The sequence below is a fragment of the Paenibacillus sp. FSL H7-0331 genome (genome assembly GCF_001956045.1).
Window position 1 is genome coordinate 53,611 of record NZ_MRTH01000005.1, and the last position, 15,061, is coordinate 68,671.

General features: G+C 44.8%; 13 protein-coding genes. All 13 read left to right on the forward strand.

Features of this window, described 5'->3' with window-relative positions; all coding sequences use genetic code 11:
• The first annotated feature begins 28 nt into the window (after nt 1-28).
• Nucleotides 29-1,681, forward strand: coding sequence for a stalk domain-containing protein (locus BK127_RS08975; RefSeq protein ID WP_083689195.1), 1,653 nt, complete (start codon nt 29-31; stop codon nt 1,679-1,681).
• Between the two features lie 105 nt (nt 1,682-1,786).
• Nucleotides 1,787-1,909, forward strand: a complete 123-nt coding sequence (locus BK127_RS44480) for a YjcZ family sporulation protein (RefSeq protein ID WP_218639004.1) — start codon at nt 1,787-1,789, stop codon at nt 1,907-1,909.
• 250 nt (nt 1,910-2,159) lie between these two features.
• On the forward strand, nt 2,160-3,491 hold the full coding sequence (locus BK127_RS08980) for an extracellular solute-binding protein (RefSeq protein ID WP_076229702.1): 1,332 nt from the start codon (nt 2,160-2,162) through the stop codon (nt 3,489-3,491).
• A gap of 58 nt (nt 3,492-3,549) precedes the next feature.
• Nucleotides 3,550-5,448: a cache domain-containing sensor histidine kinase gene (locus BK127_RS08985; RefSeq protein ID WP_076229703.1), complete on the forward strand. Its 1,899-nt coding sequence runs from the start codon at nt 3,550-3,552 to the stop codon at nt 5,446-5,448.
• Nucleotides 5,445-6,611 (forward strand): response regulator transcription factor, encoded by a 1,167-nt coding sequence (locus BK127_RS08990; RefSeq protein WP_076229704.1) that lies wholly within the window; start codon nt 5,445-5,447, stop codon nt 6,609-6,611. Before BK127_RS08985 ends, BK127_RS08990 begins: the two co-directional genes overlap by 4 nt.
• Nucleotides 6,612-6,804: 193 nt before the next feature.
• Nucleotides 6,805-8,646, forward strand: coding sequence for an ABC transporter substrate-binding protein (locus BK127_RS08995; RefSeq protein WP_076229705.1), 1,842 nt, complete (start codon nt 6,805-6,807; stop codon nt 8,644-8,646).
• Nucleotides 8,647-8,770: 124 nt separating this feature from the next.
• Nucleotides 8,771-9,781, forward strand: coding sequence for an ABC transporter permease (locus BK127_RS09000; RefSeq protein ID WP_076229706.1), 1,011 nt, complete (start codon nt 8,771-8,773; stop codon nt 9,779-9,781).
• A gap of 1 nt (nt 9,782) precedes the next feature.
• The gene (locus BK127_RS09005) at nt 9,783-10,619 is read left to right on the forward strand and encodes an ABC transporter permease (protein ID WP_076229707.1); all 837 of its coding nucleotides are present in this window, start codon (nt 9,783-9,785) and stop codon (nt 10,617-10,619) included.
• Nucleotides 10,620-10,625: 6 nt separating this feature from the next.
• Nucleotides 10,626-11,654, forward strand: coding sequence for an ABC transporter ATP-binding protein (locus BK127_RS09010; RefSeq protein ID WP_076229708.1), 1,029 nt, complete (start codon nt 10,626-10,628; stop codon nt 11,652-11,654).
• Nucleotides 11,654-12,454, forward strand: coding sequence for an ABC transporter ATP-binding protein (locus BK127_RS09015; RefSeq protein WP_076229709.1), 801 nt, complete (start codon nt 11,654-11,656; stop codon nt 12,452-12,454). The genes BK127_RS09010 and BK127_RS09015 overlap by 1 nt, the downstream gene beginning before the upstream one ends.
• A gap of 196 nt (nt 12,455-12,650) precedes the next feature.
• A complete protein-coding gene (gene leuB / locus BK127_RS09020) occupies nt 12,651-13,730 on the forward strand; it encodes a 3-isopropylmalate dehydrogenase (protein ID WP_076229710.1) in 1,080 nt (359 codons plus the stop codon).
• 118 nt (nt 13,731-13,848) lie between these two features.
• Nucleotides 13,849-14,397 carry a peroxiredoxin gene (locus tag BK127_RS09025; RefSeq protein WP_076229711.1) on the forward strand — a complete coding sequence of 183 codons (549 nt, stop codon included), beginning with the start codon at nt 13,849-13,851 and terminating at the stop codon, nt 14,395-14,397.
• 258 nt (nt 14,398-14,655) lie between these two features.
• Nucleotides 14,656-15,039 carry a glycine cleavage system protein GcvH gene (gene gcvH, locus BK127_RS09030; protein WP_076229712.1) on the forward strand — a complete coding sequence of 128 codons (384 nt, stop codon included), beginning with the start codon at nt 14,656-14,658 and terminating at the stop codon, nt 15,037-15,039.
• Nucleotides 15,040-15,061: the final 22 nt, after the last annotated feature.

A 15,061-nucleotide genomic window follows, 5' to 3' on the forward strand; every position in this document is an offset into this window, starting at 1 on the left:
ATAGACACACTGAAGGAGGAGTTGTCCCTTGAAATCGCAAACGAGTCTTGTCAAATATATGCTGCTGCTCTCTCTGGTTCTGTTCATTGGCTGTACCAGTCTGGTGTTTCCACCGCGACAGGTTGCTGCTGCTGCTTCTTACGGCTATGAGGTGGCTCCCCAGGAGATTGTAGGAGTGACCAAGCCTACGATTACCTTTTATTTTAAAACGACCATGACTGCCATTCCCGCTTACACCATGTATCTGAATGGTGAACCTGTGACTGCCTCTTATGATAAAGAGAAAGGTACGTTCACTTATACACCAGACTATAGTTTGAAGCCGGGTTTGCAAAATGTGCGTATGTCCATTACTTATAGAGGGTATGAGCCTGTTGAGGCATCATGGACCTTTACAGTGGCTCAGGACGCGATTAGCGACTTTACTGCCGCCAACCCGGAGCAGCTGGACGGATTTGCTGCGCTTAATGATTACAGGCTGCTTTATGGATTACCCACCGTCAAGATGAACGGTCGTCTGAATGCCAGTGCTACGGCGCATGCCAAGTATTTGGATGCCAATAAAATTCAGCAAAGCCCGGATAGCATGGAAAGCCTGCATGAGGAGAACCCGAACAAAAAAGGATTTTTTGGTAAATCTCCATTAGAGCGCGGCGCTTACTTTGGTTACACATCAGGAGTAGGAGAAGATGCTGCCTTTTATTCAGGGACTATCAGTCAAGTCATCGATGTCTTATTTGACGCTCCTTACCATCGGGACCCGTTTTTGAACCCGTATATCAAAGAGGTGGGGGTTGGCAAGGTAGGCGATTATACGATTATAGAATTTAGTTCGGAATCGGATACACCTGACAAGCTTGTCGTATCACCGGTTGAAGGGGATCGGTATGTGCCGACCTCGTTTAAAGGTGATGAACAGCCCGATCCATTGCGAGTTCATACTGCCCAAACGTATCCTGTTGGCTATCCGATCATGGCACAATATTACGGCTCAGAGGTGAAGAAGGTTAAGCTTCTAAGCGCGGAGCTGCTGGACAGTAGCAAAAAACCGTTTGATCTGCTAACAAATACACCAGATAACGATAGTGATTTGACAAACGGAGTGATTGTTTTACCTCGCCAACCGCTTCAGTTCGATACGGCCTATCACGTGAAGCTTAACCTTCAAGTGACTCATCGTGATGGCAGCATGAAGACGGAAGTCAAGGAATGGGATTTTTCAACGGAGCCTGCCGACCAGATCGGCAAGAAGAAGCTGCACCAGAACGCGACCGTATACAGGCAGAGCTATCTCACGCTGAACCCTATTTCTCACACAGCAAGCTTTGGGCTGAATGCCAATAGCTATCAGGTCGATGGTATTGATTTTCCGATGAATCTGTCTCCTGCTATTGTAGAAGGCTCGTCTTATTTATATATTCGTGATCTGGCTGCAGCTCTTGGGGCATCCGTAGAGTGGAATGAACAGCTGCGTGCAGTTGTTTATACAAAGAAGGGTTTGAAAGTCACCTTGTATACGACTATCAATGAGTATGAGATTAACGGGGTAACCTGGAAAACAGACACTCCGGCAAAGCTGATCGGGGAAAGCACCATGGTACCGGTTCGCCTGCTGGCGGAGGTGCTGGGTGCAAAAGTCGATTATTTGGATGCGACACGAACGGTAAAAATCACATATTAACACTGCTCTTTCCCATCCATATACCTATTCTGCTTGTACGCCCAATCTTTACAACTCCCAACTACATACCATATCTAAGAACTGTATGAGGGGAGGATGAAATCAATGGGCTTGGTAGCAGGAGCAGGTTGTGGAGTTGGTCCGGTTGTTGGCGGTATTCGCACGAGCACAGGCGCAATATTGGTATTATTCATTCTATTGGTCATCATTACTCGCAGTTGTTTATAATCATATATGCAATGTACAAGCCTCTGGGGACACTGGGGGCTTTTTTGTATACATCTGTATGTAAAATACAGGAAAAAAATAGCATATTTTTTAGAGATAGATCTTGTATAATGAGGATGAGTGGAATGCTTCTCTCATTGTAGTATAACCTTGAAAAATCAAACATAAATTCTTTATTTTTATGTCTATACCATGCTGCTGATAGGAGCTTAGAATGAAATCAAACTAAACTTACAGGGGGAGTTGAAGAATGTACAGCACTAAATATTTGGGTGTGTTTCTGGCGGTATCCCTGATAAGCATAGTTGCTGCTTGCGCAAATAAATATGATGCTTCTTCAATCGGTCAAGGATTTGGAGCCGACCGTAGGTCTGACCACGGTGGAATTACCCTGTCACTCCAAACCCTTCAGTCAGATAAAAATTCCCCTTCCTATTTAATTGAAGAAAAAATTGTCAATGATTATATGCAAATTCACCCCAATATTACAATTGAATTTGATCGTCTGAATACCGAACAACAGAAAAACAAGCTTAAAGCACAAGCCGCATCCGGTGAAGTAGCCGATATTACGATGGTAAATCCAGGAGCCCAAATGAAACCGTTTGTTGACAGCGGTGTGCTCGCCCCTTTAGACGATATCCTGGAGGGTGAATTAAAAGCGACATTCCAAGGCGGTGTGCTCAACTATTATACGTTTGATGGAAAAGTGTATGCGCTACCATATAATCTGAACATTGCTGGAATCTTTTATAATAAGGATATATTTGCCAAAGCAGGATTGAGCTTTCCCAAAACCTTCGAAGAATTAATCGAGGTCACCAAGCAGCTTAGAGCCAAAGGCGTCACTCCGATAGCCATCGGTGCCAAGGATCGTTGGACAACTTCCTTTTTGTTTATGAATATTCTTCAGCGGCTTAATGGTGGTCCCGGCTTTCTGCAGGATATCATTAATAACAAAAGGAATTTTAATGATCCGGTCTTTGTCCATGCCGTTCTGAAGCTGCAAAATTTGATTCAGGCAGGTGCATTTGATGAAGGAGCAACGTCCGTCGATTCTTTAACGGCCTCCAATTTATTTCGAACCGGCAGGGCTGCGATGTATTACATAGGAACCTGGGAGGTTCCCAAGATTGAAACCTGGCCAGATAAGGAAAAAGTAGGATTCATGAAGTTTCCTACTGTTGAGGGGCAGGGCGATCCGAATGATTTCATGATTGCACCTGGAACCGCGTATACATTATCTGCCAAAAGCAAACATTTGGAGGAAAGTAAACAATTTTTGAAATATCTCATGTTGAATTATCCGACAGTAGCTTTCAAGATGAACGCGGCAGTAGGCCTCAGTCAAAAGGTGAAGGGTGACTTTAAAGCAGCCAGCTACTCTCAATTGCAGATAGAAACCTTGAATATGTTTAAGGATATCAAAGGCGGGGAAATGAATTTTGACAATGTGATTGCTCCAGCTGTTGCTCAAACCCATTTGGATCAGCTGCAAAATCTTTTTGTGCAGCATGTGAAGCCTGAAGATGTGGCCAAAGAACATCAGGTTTCATGGGAGCTCAATACGAAACGAAAATGACACAGAGCTTGCGATTGTGAAGTAGGTTTTCTTCGAAAACTCTAAGGAGGGACTTTCATTGAAAAAATTTCGCTGGAACACCATCAGCGTAAGATTGTTCATTTGGTTCCTCTTCTCTACGCTGTTTCTTGTCCTATTATTGGCTAGCATTTTTTATACATATAGCACGAATCAAATGAGCTTGAGAATTGCTGAGATCGCTAGGAAAAATGTTTCTCAAGCTGCTGATAATTTCAATTTGCTGGCACAGGGCTACAACAGCTTGTCCAAATCAATAACAGCGAGCTCTGATGTGCAGCGGGTTCTTGCAGAGGACGAAACGACCCCAGCCCTGCAGCTCATCAACAACCGAACGATTATTAATTTGCTGGAAGCGGCATTTTACAGCAGGAATGATCTTGTTGGCATTCATATCATTACCAATTGGGGAAAGGTGTATAGCTACGAAGCGGCAACTCACCCTTATGTGACAAATCCCTTGGAAAGTACCTGGTATGATGAAATCCGGCATTCTCAGGGCGAGCTGCTGTGGTTTGGTATGAAGCAACCAACATTGACCGTGCAAGACCAACCGGTCTTTTCGTTTGGTAGACTGATTTATGACCTGTATTCACGCGAGCCTATCGGAGTTCTGCTTATTGAAGCCAGTCCTCGTCCTATACTTTCGACCTTGAGCAATCTTCATATGGGAGCAGGCAGTCTGGCCTTCATCATGAAGCCGGCCGATACGCGCTATCCAGGGATGCCGAATAAAAACGAAATATTGGCTGAGTCCGGGCGAAGCAGTGAGCAATTTCCCGAAATCGATCTTTTGCTCAATGACAGGGAAGCAGTGCGAATGTCCAAGCAGGTCGATACAGACCCGGAGCATTTGATCGTCATGGAGGAGCAGTCCAATTTGAAATGGTCGATTGTCAGTGTCACACCCAAATCTAATTTTCAGGTGCAGCTGCAGGAGGCGAATCGTTATTTTCTTATCGTTCTCTGCTTTTTGCTATTGGCCGCGGTCATCTTGGCAACGATCATGTCGCGGTCCATTTCAGCTCCTATTATTCGACTGGTTCGTGAGATGAAGGCGCTGGAGCGGGGCCAATTAAATACAATTGTCGAAATACGTTCCTTTGAAGAAATGAATTATTTGGTAGCGAATTTTAATCAAATGGTCAGTCGAATCAAGCAGCTCGTTGACAGGGTGCGTATTGTGACAGCCAGTGAAAAAAATGCTCAGCTCTATGCGCTGCAGTCTCAGGTAAATCCCCATTTTTTATATAACACGTTGGATATGATTTATTGGGAGCTGGATGATAGGAAAAATGATAAATTAGGGGATGTCATATTGGCGCTTTCGAAAATGTTTCGTTACAGCAGCGAATGGCATCATTCAGACGTCACTTTGCAAGAAGAATTGGACCAAACCCACAATTATTTGCACATCATTCAAGCCCGCTCTGGCGGACGTTTGCAAATTGATCTGAATATTCCTGATGAGTGGCTGCAGGTTCAAATTCCGAAAATGACGCTCCAGCCGTTGATTGAAAATGCCGTAGTCCACGGCCTTTCGAAATTAGATCGATCGGGTTTGATATCTGTCCATATGGAAATTGGCGAACAAGACTTACAAATACGTATACAAGACAACGGGAGCGGCATATCCTATCCCAAGCTCGTCGATCTTCAAAAAACACTAGAAAAAGTCATGCTGCTTGAATTGCATCACTTCGAGGAGGAAGAGAAAAACTATCGGGTTATGGAACAAGCCAATCCGGTCGGAACGGCTAGTGCCGGCATCGGCTTGGTGAACGTGCATCGCAGGCTTGTGCTGAAATTCGGAGCCTTATACGGTCTGCAAATCACAAGCGAACAAGGCAGCGGTACTACCATTACGATTACTCTCCCGAGAGATATTCCTGTTTCTTCGATGGTTCATGATCCTGTTAGGAGTGGAGGGGCATTATGAATATACTTGTTGTGGATGATGAAAGGTCGATTCGTGATGGCTTTAAGAGGACGCTCGACAAGGCGTACCCTCATATGAATGTTATGACTGCAGAGTCCTGCCAGGAAGCGATCATTGTGCTGCTGAGTGAACGTATTCATATCCTGCTGCTTGATATTATGATGCCGGCTATGGATGGGTTGGAGCTGCTGGCTGCCCTGCGGGAATCACACCTAAGCACCAAAGTGGTCATTATATCGGCCCATTCCAAGTTTGCGTATGCCCAGGAAGCACTGCGCTTAGGGGTCAAGGATTATGTGGTGAAACCGGTTGGCAAGGAGCCGTTGATCAAGATTATCTCTATGCTGGAAAACGAATGGATAGAAGAAATGAGAGATTTATCGGAAAAGGATTTGATTCATTTAAATTTGAACTATTTGAGGGAGGCCGTATTTCGCCGCTGGGTACGAGGGCTGGATATCGGCAGATTTGACGTATCGCGATTTGTTGAAAGCCATCCTCGATTTCATCTTGTATTTGTTCAATTGGAAACGAATCAGGATATATCTTTAAAGCATTTTGTGATCGAAAATGTATTGTCCGAATGGTTTGAAATGAATGGTAACGGCTTTATCGTCAGCCTGGAAGGCAATATCCTGGTGGGAGTCGTGACGCTCCGGGAGGATACGGGAATCTGCTCATTTGAAGAGGGTGCAAGAAAGCATCTTGATCAATGCTTAAAGGTCCCCTATCAGATGGTTGTTAGTCGGTTGCTGACCGATTTTCATTCCATTCCCGACGAAATTAAAAACCTGCAGCTAACCGGATTCTCAGCCTTGAAGAAGGATGTGCCAGCAAGCAAAAACGATGAGACCATCACTATTGCCCTTCAATATATTCGTGGGCACTTTCAGGATACATTATCACTTGAAAAAGTAGCCTCTATTGTCTATTTAAATCCGATTTATTTTAGCCAGCTGTTCAAACAAAAGACAGGGATCGGCTACAAGGATTACGTGACACAGCTGCGAATGGAAAGAGCCAAGGAGCTGCTGGCTAATCGGGGTCTAAGAGTCACGGATGTCGCCAGACTCGTTGGCTACGACGATCTTCGTCATTTTACACAAGTATTCCGCAAAAATTATCATTGTACGCCAACCGAATATCGAAACGAGCTTACATGAGGGGAAATATCCATTCAAGCCCGCTCAAATTAATGAACAATTTCATTGAAAAAACAAACCAAACTCCTTTAGTTTGTGTCCTATACCAGGCTGGAGGGGTCACGTACAATAACAGAGAAAGCAATAATATGACATTAAAAATCATATTTGGAATTAACAGCGCTTTCAAAACTTAGGTACGGAGGGGAAAACAATGAGGCTCAACAAAATGTCCAGCTTGATCTGTGCATTCGTACTCACGCCAGCTCTATTGGTAGGCTGTAGTTCGGCCACACCACCACCAGCGGCTATGAACCAGCCTGTCAAGCAGGAACCCGCTAAACCCGCAACACCGGCGGTCACACCACCTGCGCCTGCAGCAGCAGCTCCAAGCGGGGATGCCAAGGAAACGCCAAGAAATGAGACTTTGTACATTAATGGTCTGCAATGGGGGGCGCCAACCAACTTCAATTTATTGAGCGGTAATCCTGCCTTTCCGATCAACTACGGCAACTCCCGGGAACTGATCTACGAAACCTTGTTTATGATCAACATGCTTGATGGCAAGCTCGAGCCCTTGCTTGGAACCAAATATACCTGGACAGATGATTTTACGATGAAGGTCGAGTTGAATAAGGATGCCAAGTGGAGCGACGGGAAGCCATTTACCTCCGATGACGCTGTCTATACGTATATGCTTGGCAAGAAGTATCAGGTGAACTGGAGCAGCTTTTGGACATTCCTGGAGGACGTTACTGCCGACGGTCCGAATGCTTTCAATATTAAGCTAAAGAAAGACAATCCTAACAAGCTTACGGTACTGGACAGTATTGATCTGATCCCGATGCTTCCTAAGCATATCTGGGAGGAGATTGAAAAGAAATCGAATAATGATCTGGCAACGATCCGGAAAGAATTCAATGCAAGCCCTGTAGGTACCGGACCTTATAAAATGTATTTCTACAACGACCAGAAGATCACTGTTGCCAGAGACGATAATTACTGGGGTAAGGCGCTGTTCGGCGGAAAGCTGGCTGCACCGAAGTATATCACTCACGTGATTTACAAGGATAATGCTGCAGGCGATCTGGCTTTCAAAAGCGGTCAGGTTGACGTATCCCAGCAGTTCATTCCTCAGGTTTGGAACATGTGGAAGGATGGGGCTCCCGTCAAAACCTACATGAAGGATGCTCCTTATTATTTGCCGGGCTCGATACCTTCGATTTTCTTCAATATGTCGAAAAAAGGTCTCGACAATGTGGATGTAAGAAAAGCCATTGCGATGGCAATCGACTATAAAAAGGTATCCGATCTGGCGATGAGTGGTTATTCTTCTGCCATGAAGCCATCGATCACATTGGATTCGGATGCCGAGAAGAAATATGTCGATCAGGACGCGATCAAGTCACTCCAATGGACAACGGATGTAGCTGGGGCGAATGCGCTGCTGGATAAAATCGGCGCCAAAAAAGGTGCGGATGGCATTCGTGTACTGGACGGAACCCGACTTGGACCGTACGATGTGGAGTGTCCTTACGGCTGGTCGGACTGGAACGCATCGCTCGAGATTGTCGCGCAAAATGCGAAAGCGATTGGTATTGAAATTAGAACCAAATTCCCGGAACAGCCTGTGTGGAATAACGATCTGCAAACGGGTAAATTCGATATTATCATGAATACACCAGCGGGGGGAATCAGCCCGAGCCAACCGTGGAACCGTGCAAGAACGATTATGTATTCCAAAGGTGTAGCAGCAGCTGGCGAAATGGCGTTCTGGAACTGGGGACGTTATAAAAACGAACAGGCGGATCAAATTATCGACAAAATCCCAACGATCTCGGATGAGGCTCAAGTCAAGGCTCTGTATACGGAGCTTACCAAGATCTGGCTCAAAGACATTCCATCGATTCCTTTGATGTACAGACCGTGGGTGTTCCATACCGTTAACGAATCGATATGGAAAGGATTCCCTTCCCAAGGGGATGGTTCTAACATTCCTCCGCAAATCGCGATCGACGGGGCCGGTATCAAAGCGCTGTATCAAATTCACAACTAATCGTTGAATAGGTTTGTGGCAACATCATAAAGCTGGGGGCCTATATTTGGTTGAACAACCCGAATATAGGCTTCTTTCTAACCGGTCCCTATATGAATAACATCTGCTGAGGAGCGTGTAAAATGTGAACGCTTACACCAAGTATTTTATCAATAAGTTTTTCTGGTATTTTCTTACCCTAGTTATCGCGGTTACGTTGAACTTTGTTTTGCCAAGACTGGTACAGGGAAACCCGATCAGCAGCATCGCCTCACAAATGACGCAGGGCATGACGGACAGTGACAGCATCAAAAAGGTATATGAAACCTTTACGATTGAATTCGGCATCGATAAGCCTCTGGGTACACAGTTTCTGATCTACGTTAAAAATCTGCTTACCGGTAATTTGGGCACCTCGTTTGGGCTTTATCCGAAAAAAGTAACCGATATTTTGGCATCCGCCATTCCATGGACCTTGGCACTGCAGCTTCCGGCGATCCTGACTGGATGGATTATCGGCAATATTCTTGGAGCTGTTGCAGCTTATAAAAAAGGCGTTTTCGACAAAGCACTCTTTCCGATCGCGCTGTTTGTCAACTCGATTCCTTTCTTTACGCTGGCCATCATTATGCTCTATGTTTTTGCACTTAATCTCAAATGGTTTCCTTTATCGGGAGGATATGATTTCCAGATGATCCCTCGGTTAAGCTGGGATTTTATCGGCTCCGTGATTCGACATCACACGCTTCCTTTTCTGTCGATTGTATTGGTTACCATTGGCGGTCAAGCAATAGGTATGAGAGAAATGTCCATTTATGAGTTGAATGCTGATTATGTCCTTTATAGCAAATTATTAGGCATTCGCGATTCCAAAATCGCCCAATATGTATTCAAGAATGCGATGCTGCCCCAAATAACCGGATTGGCTCTGTCGATAGGAACGATGGTCGGCGGATCATTGATTTGTGAAATTGTGTTCAGCTATCCGGGCATTGGAACCTGGCTGTTTACTGCGATCCGGCAATTGGATTATCCGTTAATTTCCGGCTGTACCTTAATTATTGCCTTTACGGTCCTGGTGGCGAACTTCCTGATAGAGATCGTGTATGGTATTGTTGACCCCAGAATCAAGGCGGCTCAAATGGAGGAAAATTAAGATGAATCATTCTGTGAAAATATTGTTGAAGTCGCCTAAGTTTGTTTTTGGCACCAGTGCCTTGCTGTTGATGCTTGCCCTTGTCCTCATCTATCCATTAATCAACAGAAACGATCCGTTGGAAATGATGGCTATGGCTTTCCAGCCTCCTGATTCCAAGCTGCTCCTTGGCTCGGATAATTTTGGGCGAGATTTATTTCTGGAGCTCATGTACGGTATTCGGACCTCTGTGCGTGTAGGTCTGATCGCCGGTATCTGCGCTACGGTAATTGGGCTGATTATGGGATTGCTAGCGGGGTATATCGGTGGTTTGGTCGATAATATCCTCACGGCTGTCACCAATATTTTTATCGTTATTCCTTCTTTTATTATATTGATTCTGATTTCCGTAAGCATCAATTCACGAAGCTCGCTGGTCACCGCAATCATTATCGGGATTACGAGCTGGCCCTGGACAGCTAGAGCAGTTCGTGCGCAAACCAGCTCATTAAGAAATAGGGATCATGTGAATATAGCCAAAATTTCCGGTCATAGCACACCGCGGATTATCATTTTTGAAATTCTTCCTTATATCGCGTCTTATGTGGTGATGGCTTTCGTCCTGCAGACGGCATCCGGGATTTTGTCGGAGGCTTCCATCTCCATGCTGGGACTTGGACCCTACAATACGATTTCGCTTGGCATCATCATGAACTGGGCATTGACCTTTGAAGCTCCGGTGGCTGGAGCGTGGTGGGCGTTCATCCCGGCTGCTTTTTCCATTGCGATCATTACCTTTTCGCTTTTTATGATGAATACAGGGATGGACGAAATTTTCAATCCCAAGATAAGGAGCTGACGGGCCATGAATAACAATATTCTGGAAGTAAAGGGTCTCAAAACCTATTATAAAACCCGGCTTAAAGAAAATGTGTATGCTGTTGACGGAGTTGACTTTGTGCTGGAGGATGGTAAAACACTGGGAATCGCTGGGGAGTCAGGGTGCGGTAAATCGACCTTGGCCTTAAGCTTGATGGGTATGTATTTGCCACCGCTTAACTATAACAGCGGCTCGATTATTATTGATGGAACCGACATTACAAAGCTGAACACAAGCCAGCTGCGGACACAGGTATTGGGAAGAGAAATCGCTTATATCCCCCAAGCTGCTATGAATGCGTTGAATCCTACACTTAAGATTATTCGTTTCATTGAAGATATGATGAAGGTGCATCGGCCGGAATTATCCAAGAAGCAGGTTTGGGACATGGCTGCTGAACGATTCGAAACCTTGAATCTGACGTCCAAGGTGTTGAATTCGTATCCCAATGAATTGTCCGGCGGCATGAAGCAAAGAACTGTCATCGCTATTTCATCGATTCTCAATCCAAAGGTGCTCATTGCCGACGAACCGACCTCAGCGCTTGATGTAACGTCACAGAAGGCCGTCATCAAGCTGATGAAGGACTTGTTGGACAAAAAGTTTATTCGATCTCTCGTGTTCATCACCCATGAATTGCCCTTGTTGTATCATGTGACGGACGATATTGTTGTGATGTACGCTGGAGAAATCGTTGAGAGAGGCACTGCCAAGCAAATGGTATTCGATCCTTTGCATCCCTATACGAAAAAGCTGATGGGCTCGATCATCGTTCCTGAAGAGGGGATGAAGGGCCATAAGCTTGAAGCGATTCCAGGAGCACCGCCGAATCTGAAAAATGTGCCTCCAGGCTGCCGGTTCGCTGAACGCTGCACTTACGCAACAAGAGAATGCAAAGAAGGCAAGATTGATAATAAAATCGTGGATGAGCGTATTTATCGCTGTATTTACGATGCCAAGACTTTGCGCAAGTGGTATGAAGACGAGCAGGAAGTCAAGGGAGTGATCGCATAATGATTCGGAATAAGGTCCTGATCAGTGGCACCCATATGAGCAAGGTGTTTGGCTATGGATTAAACAAGACAACGGCCGTCAATGACGTCAGCTTTAAATTCCATGAAGGTGAAATTATTTCCATCGTTGGGGAAAGCGGCAGCGGGAAAACGACATTGGCCAAGGTGATTATGGGTCTATTGAAGGAAACCAGCGGTGAAATCGAATACAAAGGCAAGCCAAGAAAGCTTAAAAGCCATAGGGACAGGAAAGAGTATTGGAAAGACATCCAGGCGATTTTCCAGGATCCGTTCTCTTCCTTCAATATTTTTCATAAGGTCGATAAATTATTAATGGACTGTATCAAATTGCAAGGGTTAAAGCTATCGAAGGATGAGCAATTTTTGAAAATGAAAGAGGCTTGTTCCTTCGTCAATCTGAAATTTGAGGAATTGTATAATAAATATCCGTTTGAGCTCTCAGGGGGTCAAATGCAGCGTCTCATGATCGCCAGGATTTTCATGATGCATCCCAAAGTGTTAATCGCCGACGAACCCACATCGATGGTGGACGCTTGTTCCCGCTCCACGATTCTCGACATGCTGATGAAGCTGCGTAATGAAAACAATATGACGATCATTTTCATTACCCACGACGTCGGACTGGCTTATTACGTAAGTGACACTATCTATATTATGGAGAAAGGTAAAATCGTGGAAAGCGGCAATGCGGAGAAGGTGATTCTGAATCCCCAGCATAAGTATACCCAACAGCTGATCTCGGATGTTCCCAAAATTCATGAGGCTTGGAATTTGGGTTGAGAAGCAAGGCGGATACGCAGGAACATAGATTGTTAAGGAAAACCAAACATCATTGCGCTGTTTGGTTTTTTATTTTGGTCATTTACAGACTCATTGTTTTTACCTATGAAGATCATAGCTTTTATATCTTTGTAATAGAGGGCTGAATATGGTACAAAGAAGAGTATAATACATGAAATATGGGAGTGAACCTACAATGGCAGATGTTAAAAAAATCGCAGTAATCGCTGGAGACGGTATCGGACCTGAGGTTGTTGCCGAAGCATTAAAAGTATTGAAAAAAACCGAGGAAGTATTTGGCTACCGTTTTGAAACGGAGCATGGTTTATTCGGTGGTATCGCAATCGATGAAAAGGGAACTCCGCTTCCGCAGGAAACCTTGGAGCTTTGTAAAAAAGCGGACGCTGTGCTTTTGGGTGCCGTAGGCGGTCCAAAATGGGATAATAACTCGAAGGAATTGCGTCCGGAAACAGGACTTTTGGGTATTCGTAAGGAGCTTGGCTTGTTCTCGAACATTCGTCCTGCAGTTATTTTCGACTGTTTGAAGGATGCTTCCACTTTGAAGCCGGAGGTTCTGGAAGGAACGGACCTGATCGTAGTTCGTGAATTAACAGGTGGGATTTATTTTGGTGAGAAATTCCGTCGCGAAAGTGCAAACGGTGAGGAAGCAGTAGATACTTGTGCATATAACGTAATGGAAATTGAGCGTATTGCCCGTCAAGCGTTCGAAATCGCCCAAACCCGCAGCAAAAGACTGGCTTCGGTTGATAAAGCGAATGTTCTTGAAACATCCCGTCTATGGAGAGAGACCGTTAATCGTATTTCCGCTGACTATCCAGATGTAGAGCTGGAGCACATCCTGGTTGATAACTGTGCCATGCAGCTGCTGCGTCGTCCTTCAAGCTTTGATGTTATCGTGACGGAAAATATGTTTGGCGATATTTTGAGTGATGAAGCAGCTATGCTGACGGGTTCAATCGGTATGTTGTCTTCCGCTTCGTTGGGTGAGGGTGCGTTCGGTTTGTACGAGCCGGTACATGGCTCCGCTCCTGATATCGCAGGTCAAGGCATTTCCAATCCGATCGCAACCGTGCTTTCCGTTGCCTTGATGTTCCGTTTGACGTTTGGCTACCATGATGCTGCTGAAGCTATCGAACGCGCAGTTAAAGAAGTTCTGGATGCAGGACACCGTACAGGTGATATTGCAGTCGATAAGAGCAAAGCGATTGGTACAACAGCAATGGGTGATTTGATCATCAACGCAATCAGAAAATAATTTATGTCACAGATTGTAATAATTATAAAATAATAATCGTTTTAATATTGACTTTGAACAGGTCAAATGTTACGATTTTAAGTGAAAAAATCATACAATTCCGGGAGGTAATAAGAAGATGGCAGAACGTTTAGTAGGTAAGCAAGCTCCTGATTTTACGCTAGAAACCGTATCAGGTGATGGTGCTGAGTTCGGTAAAGCTTCTTTATCCGATTACAAAGGCAAATGGTTGGTATTGTTCTTCTATCCACTCGATTTCACATTTGTATGCCCAACGGAAATTACAGCTCTGAGCCATGCTTATGAAGACTTCAAAAAATTGGATACTGATGTATTAGGTGTATCCATTGACAGCATTCATTCCCACCGCGCTTGGATCAACACACCAGTGGACAGCAATGGTCTTGGCAAGTTGAATTTCCCATTGGGTGCGGATATTACGAAAAAGGTTGCACGCGATTATGGCGTTTTGATCGAAGAAGAAGGTATCGCGCTTCGTGGTCTATTCATCATCAACCCAGAAGGCGAATTGAAATATCAAGTAGTTAACCATAATGATGTAGGCCGTAGCGTTGAAGAAACTTTCCGTGTACTGGAAGCTCTTCAATCCGGTGGTTTGTGCCCGATGAACTGGAAAAAAGGCGACAAGCATCTGGTTGCCAAGTAAGCTTACGATTCGGACTTACTTCCTCATCATTCAAAAAATCCCTTTAGTCTGCTATACTGCAGCTAAAGGGATTTTTGTTAAGAGATAAGAATGTATACGTTTTCAGCGAAGCTGAAGGATTCTTATGTTTCAAGAAAACATACCTCTGAACCGCGGTCGCTCATCTTTGAAAGGCCTCGATAAAGGTTTTCTTATAGGAAGCGGCTTACGCTTACGAAGTCATTTTTGCTTCGCAATACTTTTAGGAGGAACAACATAGTGGAAATCGAACAAACCTTGAAATACAGCGAGAATCACGAGTGGGTTCGTGTCGAGCGGAATTTGGCTGTGATTGGCATGACGGATTTTGCCCAGGAGGAGTTGGGTACGATCGTATTCGTGGAGCTTCCAGAGGTCGGCGATCTGTTGAAAGCAGGCGAACCGTTTGGCAGTATGGAATCCATCAAAACCGTATCGGAAATGTATGCGCCTCTATCGGGCAAAGTCGTGGACATTAACCGTAAGCTTCAAAAGGATCCCGGAGCGATCAACATCGCGCCCTATGAAGGTGGCTGGATGATTGTTATCGAAGTTGCTGATGAGGCAGAGCTTGAGCAGCTATGGGATTATGACAAGTATCAGGATACTTACATACGATCATAAAAAGGTGAGTTTGCTTACGAAG

Coding starts and splice junctions, on each gene's coding strand:
- BK127_RS44480 (WP_218639004.1), top strand. CDS start 1,787: ATGGGCTTGGTAGCAGGAGCAGGTTGTGGAGTTGGTCCGGTTGTTGGC.
- BK127_RS09025 (WP_076229711.1), top strand. CDS start 13,849: ATGGCAGAACGTTTAGTAGGTAAGCAAGCTCCTGATTTTACGCTAGAA.
- BK127_RS08980 (WP_076229702.1), top strand. CDS start 2,160: ATGTACAGCACTAAATATTTGGGTGTGTTTCTGGCGGTATCCCTGATA.
- leuB (WP_076229710.1), top strand. CDS start 12,651: ATGGCAGATGTTAAAAAAATCGCAGTAATCGCTGGAGACGGTATCGGA.
- BK127_RS08995 (WP_076229705.1), top strand. CDS start 6,805: ATGAGGCTCAACAAAATGTCCAGCTTGATCTGTGCATTCGTACTCACG.
- BK127_RS08990 (WP_076229704.1), top strand. CDS start 5,445: ATGAATATACTTGTTGTGGATGATGAAAGGTCGATTCGTGATGGCTTT.
- BK127_RS09010 (WP_076229708.1), top strand. CDS start 10,626: ATGAATAACAATATTCTGGAAGTAAAGGGTCTCAAAACCTATTATAAA.
- BK127_RS09005 (WP_076229707.1), top strand. CDS start 9,783: ATGAATCATTCTGTGAAAATATTGTTGAAGTCGCCTAAGTTTGTTTTT.
- BK127_RS09015 (WP_076229709.1), top strand. CDS start 11,654: ATGATTCGGAATAAGGTCCTGATCAGTGGCACCCATATGAGCAAGGTG.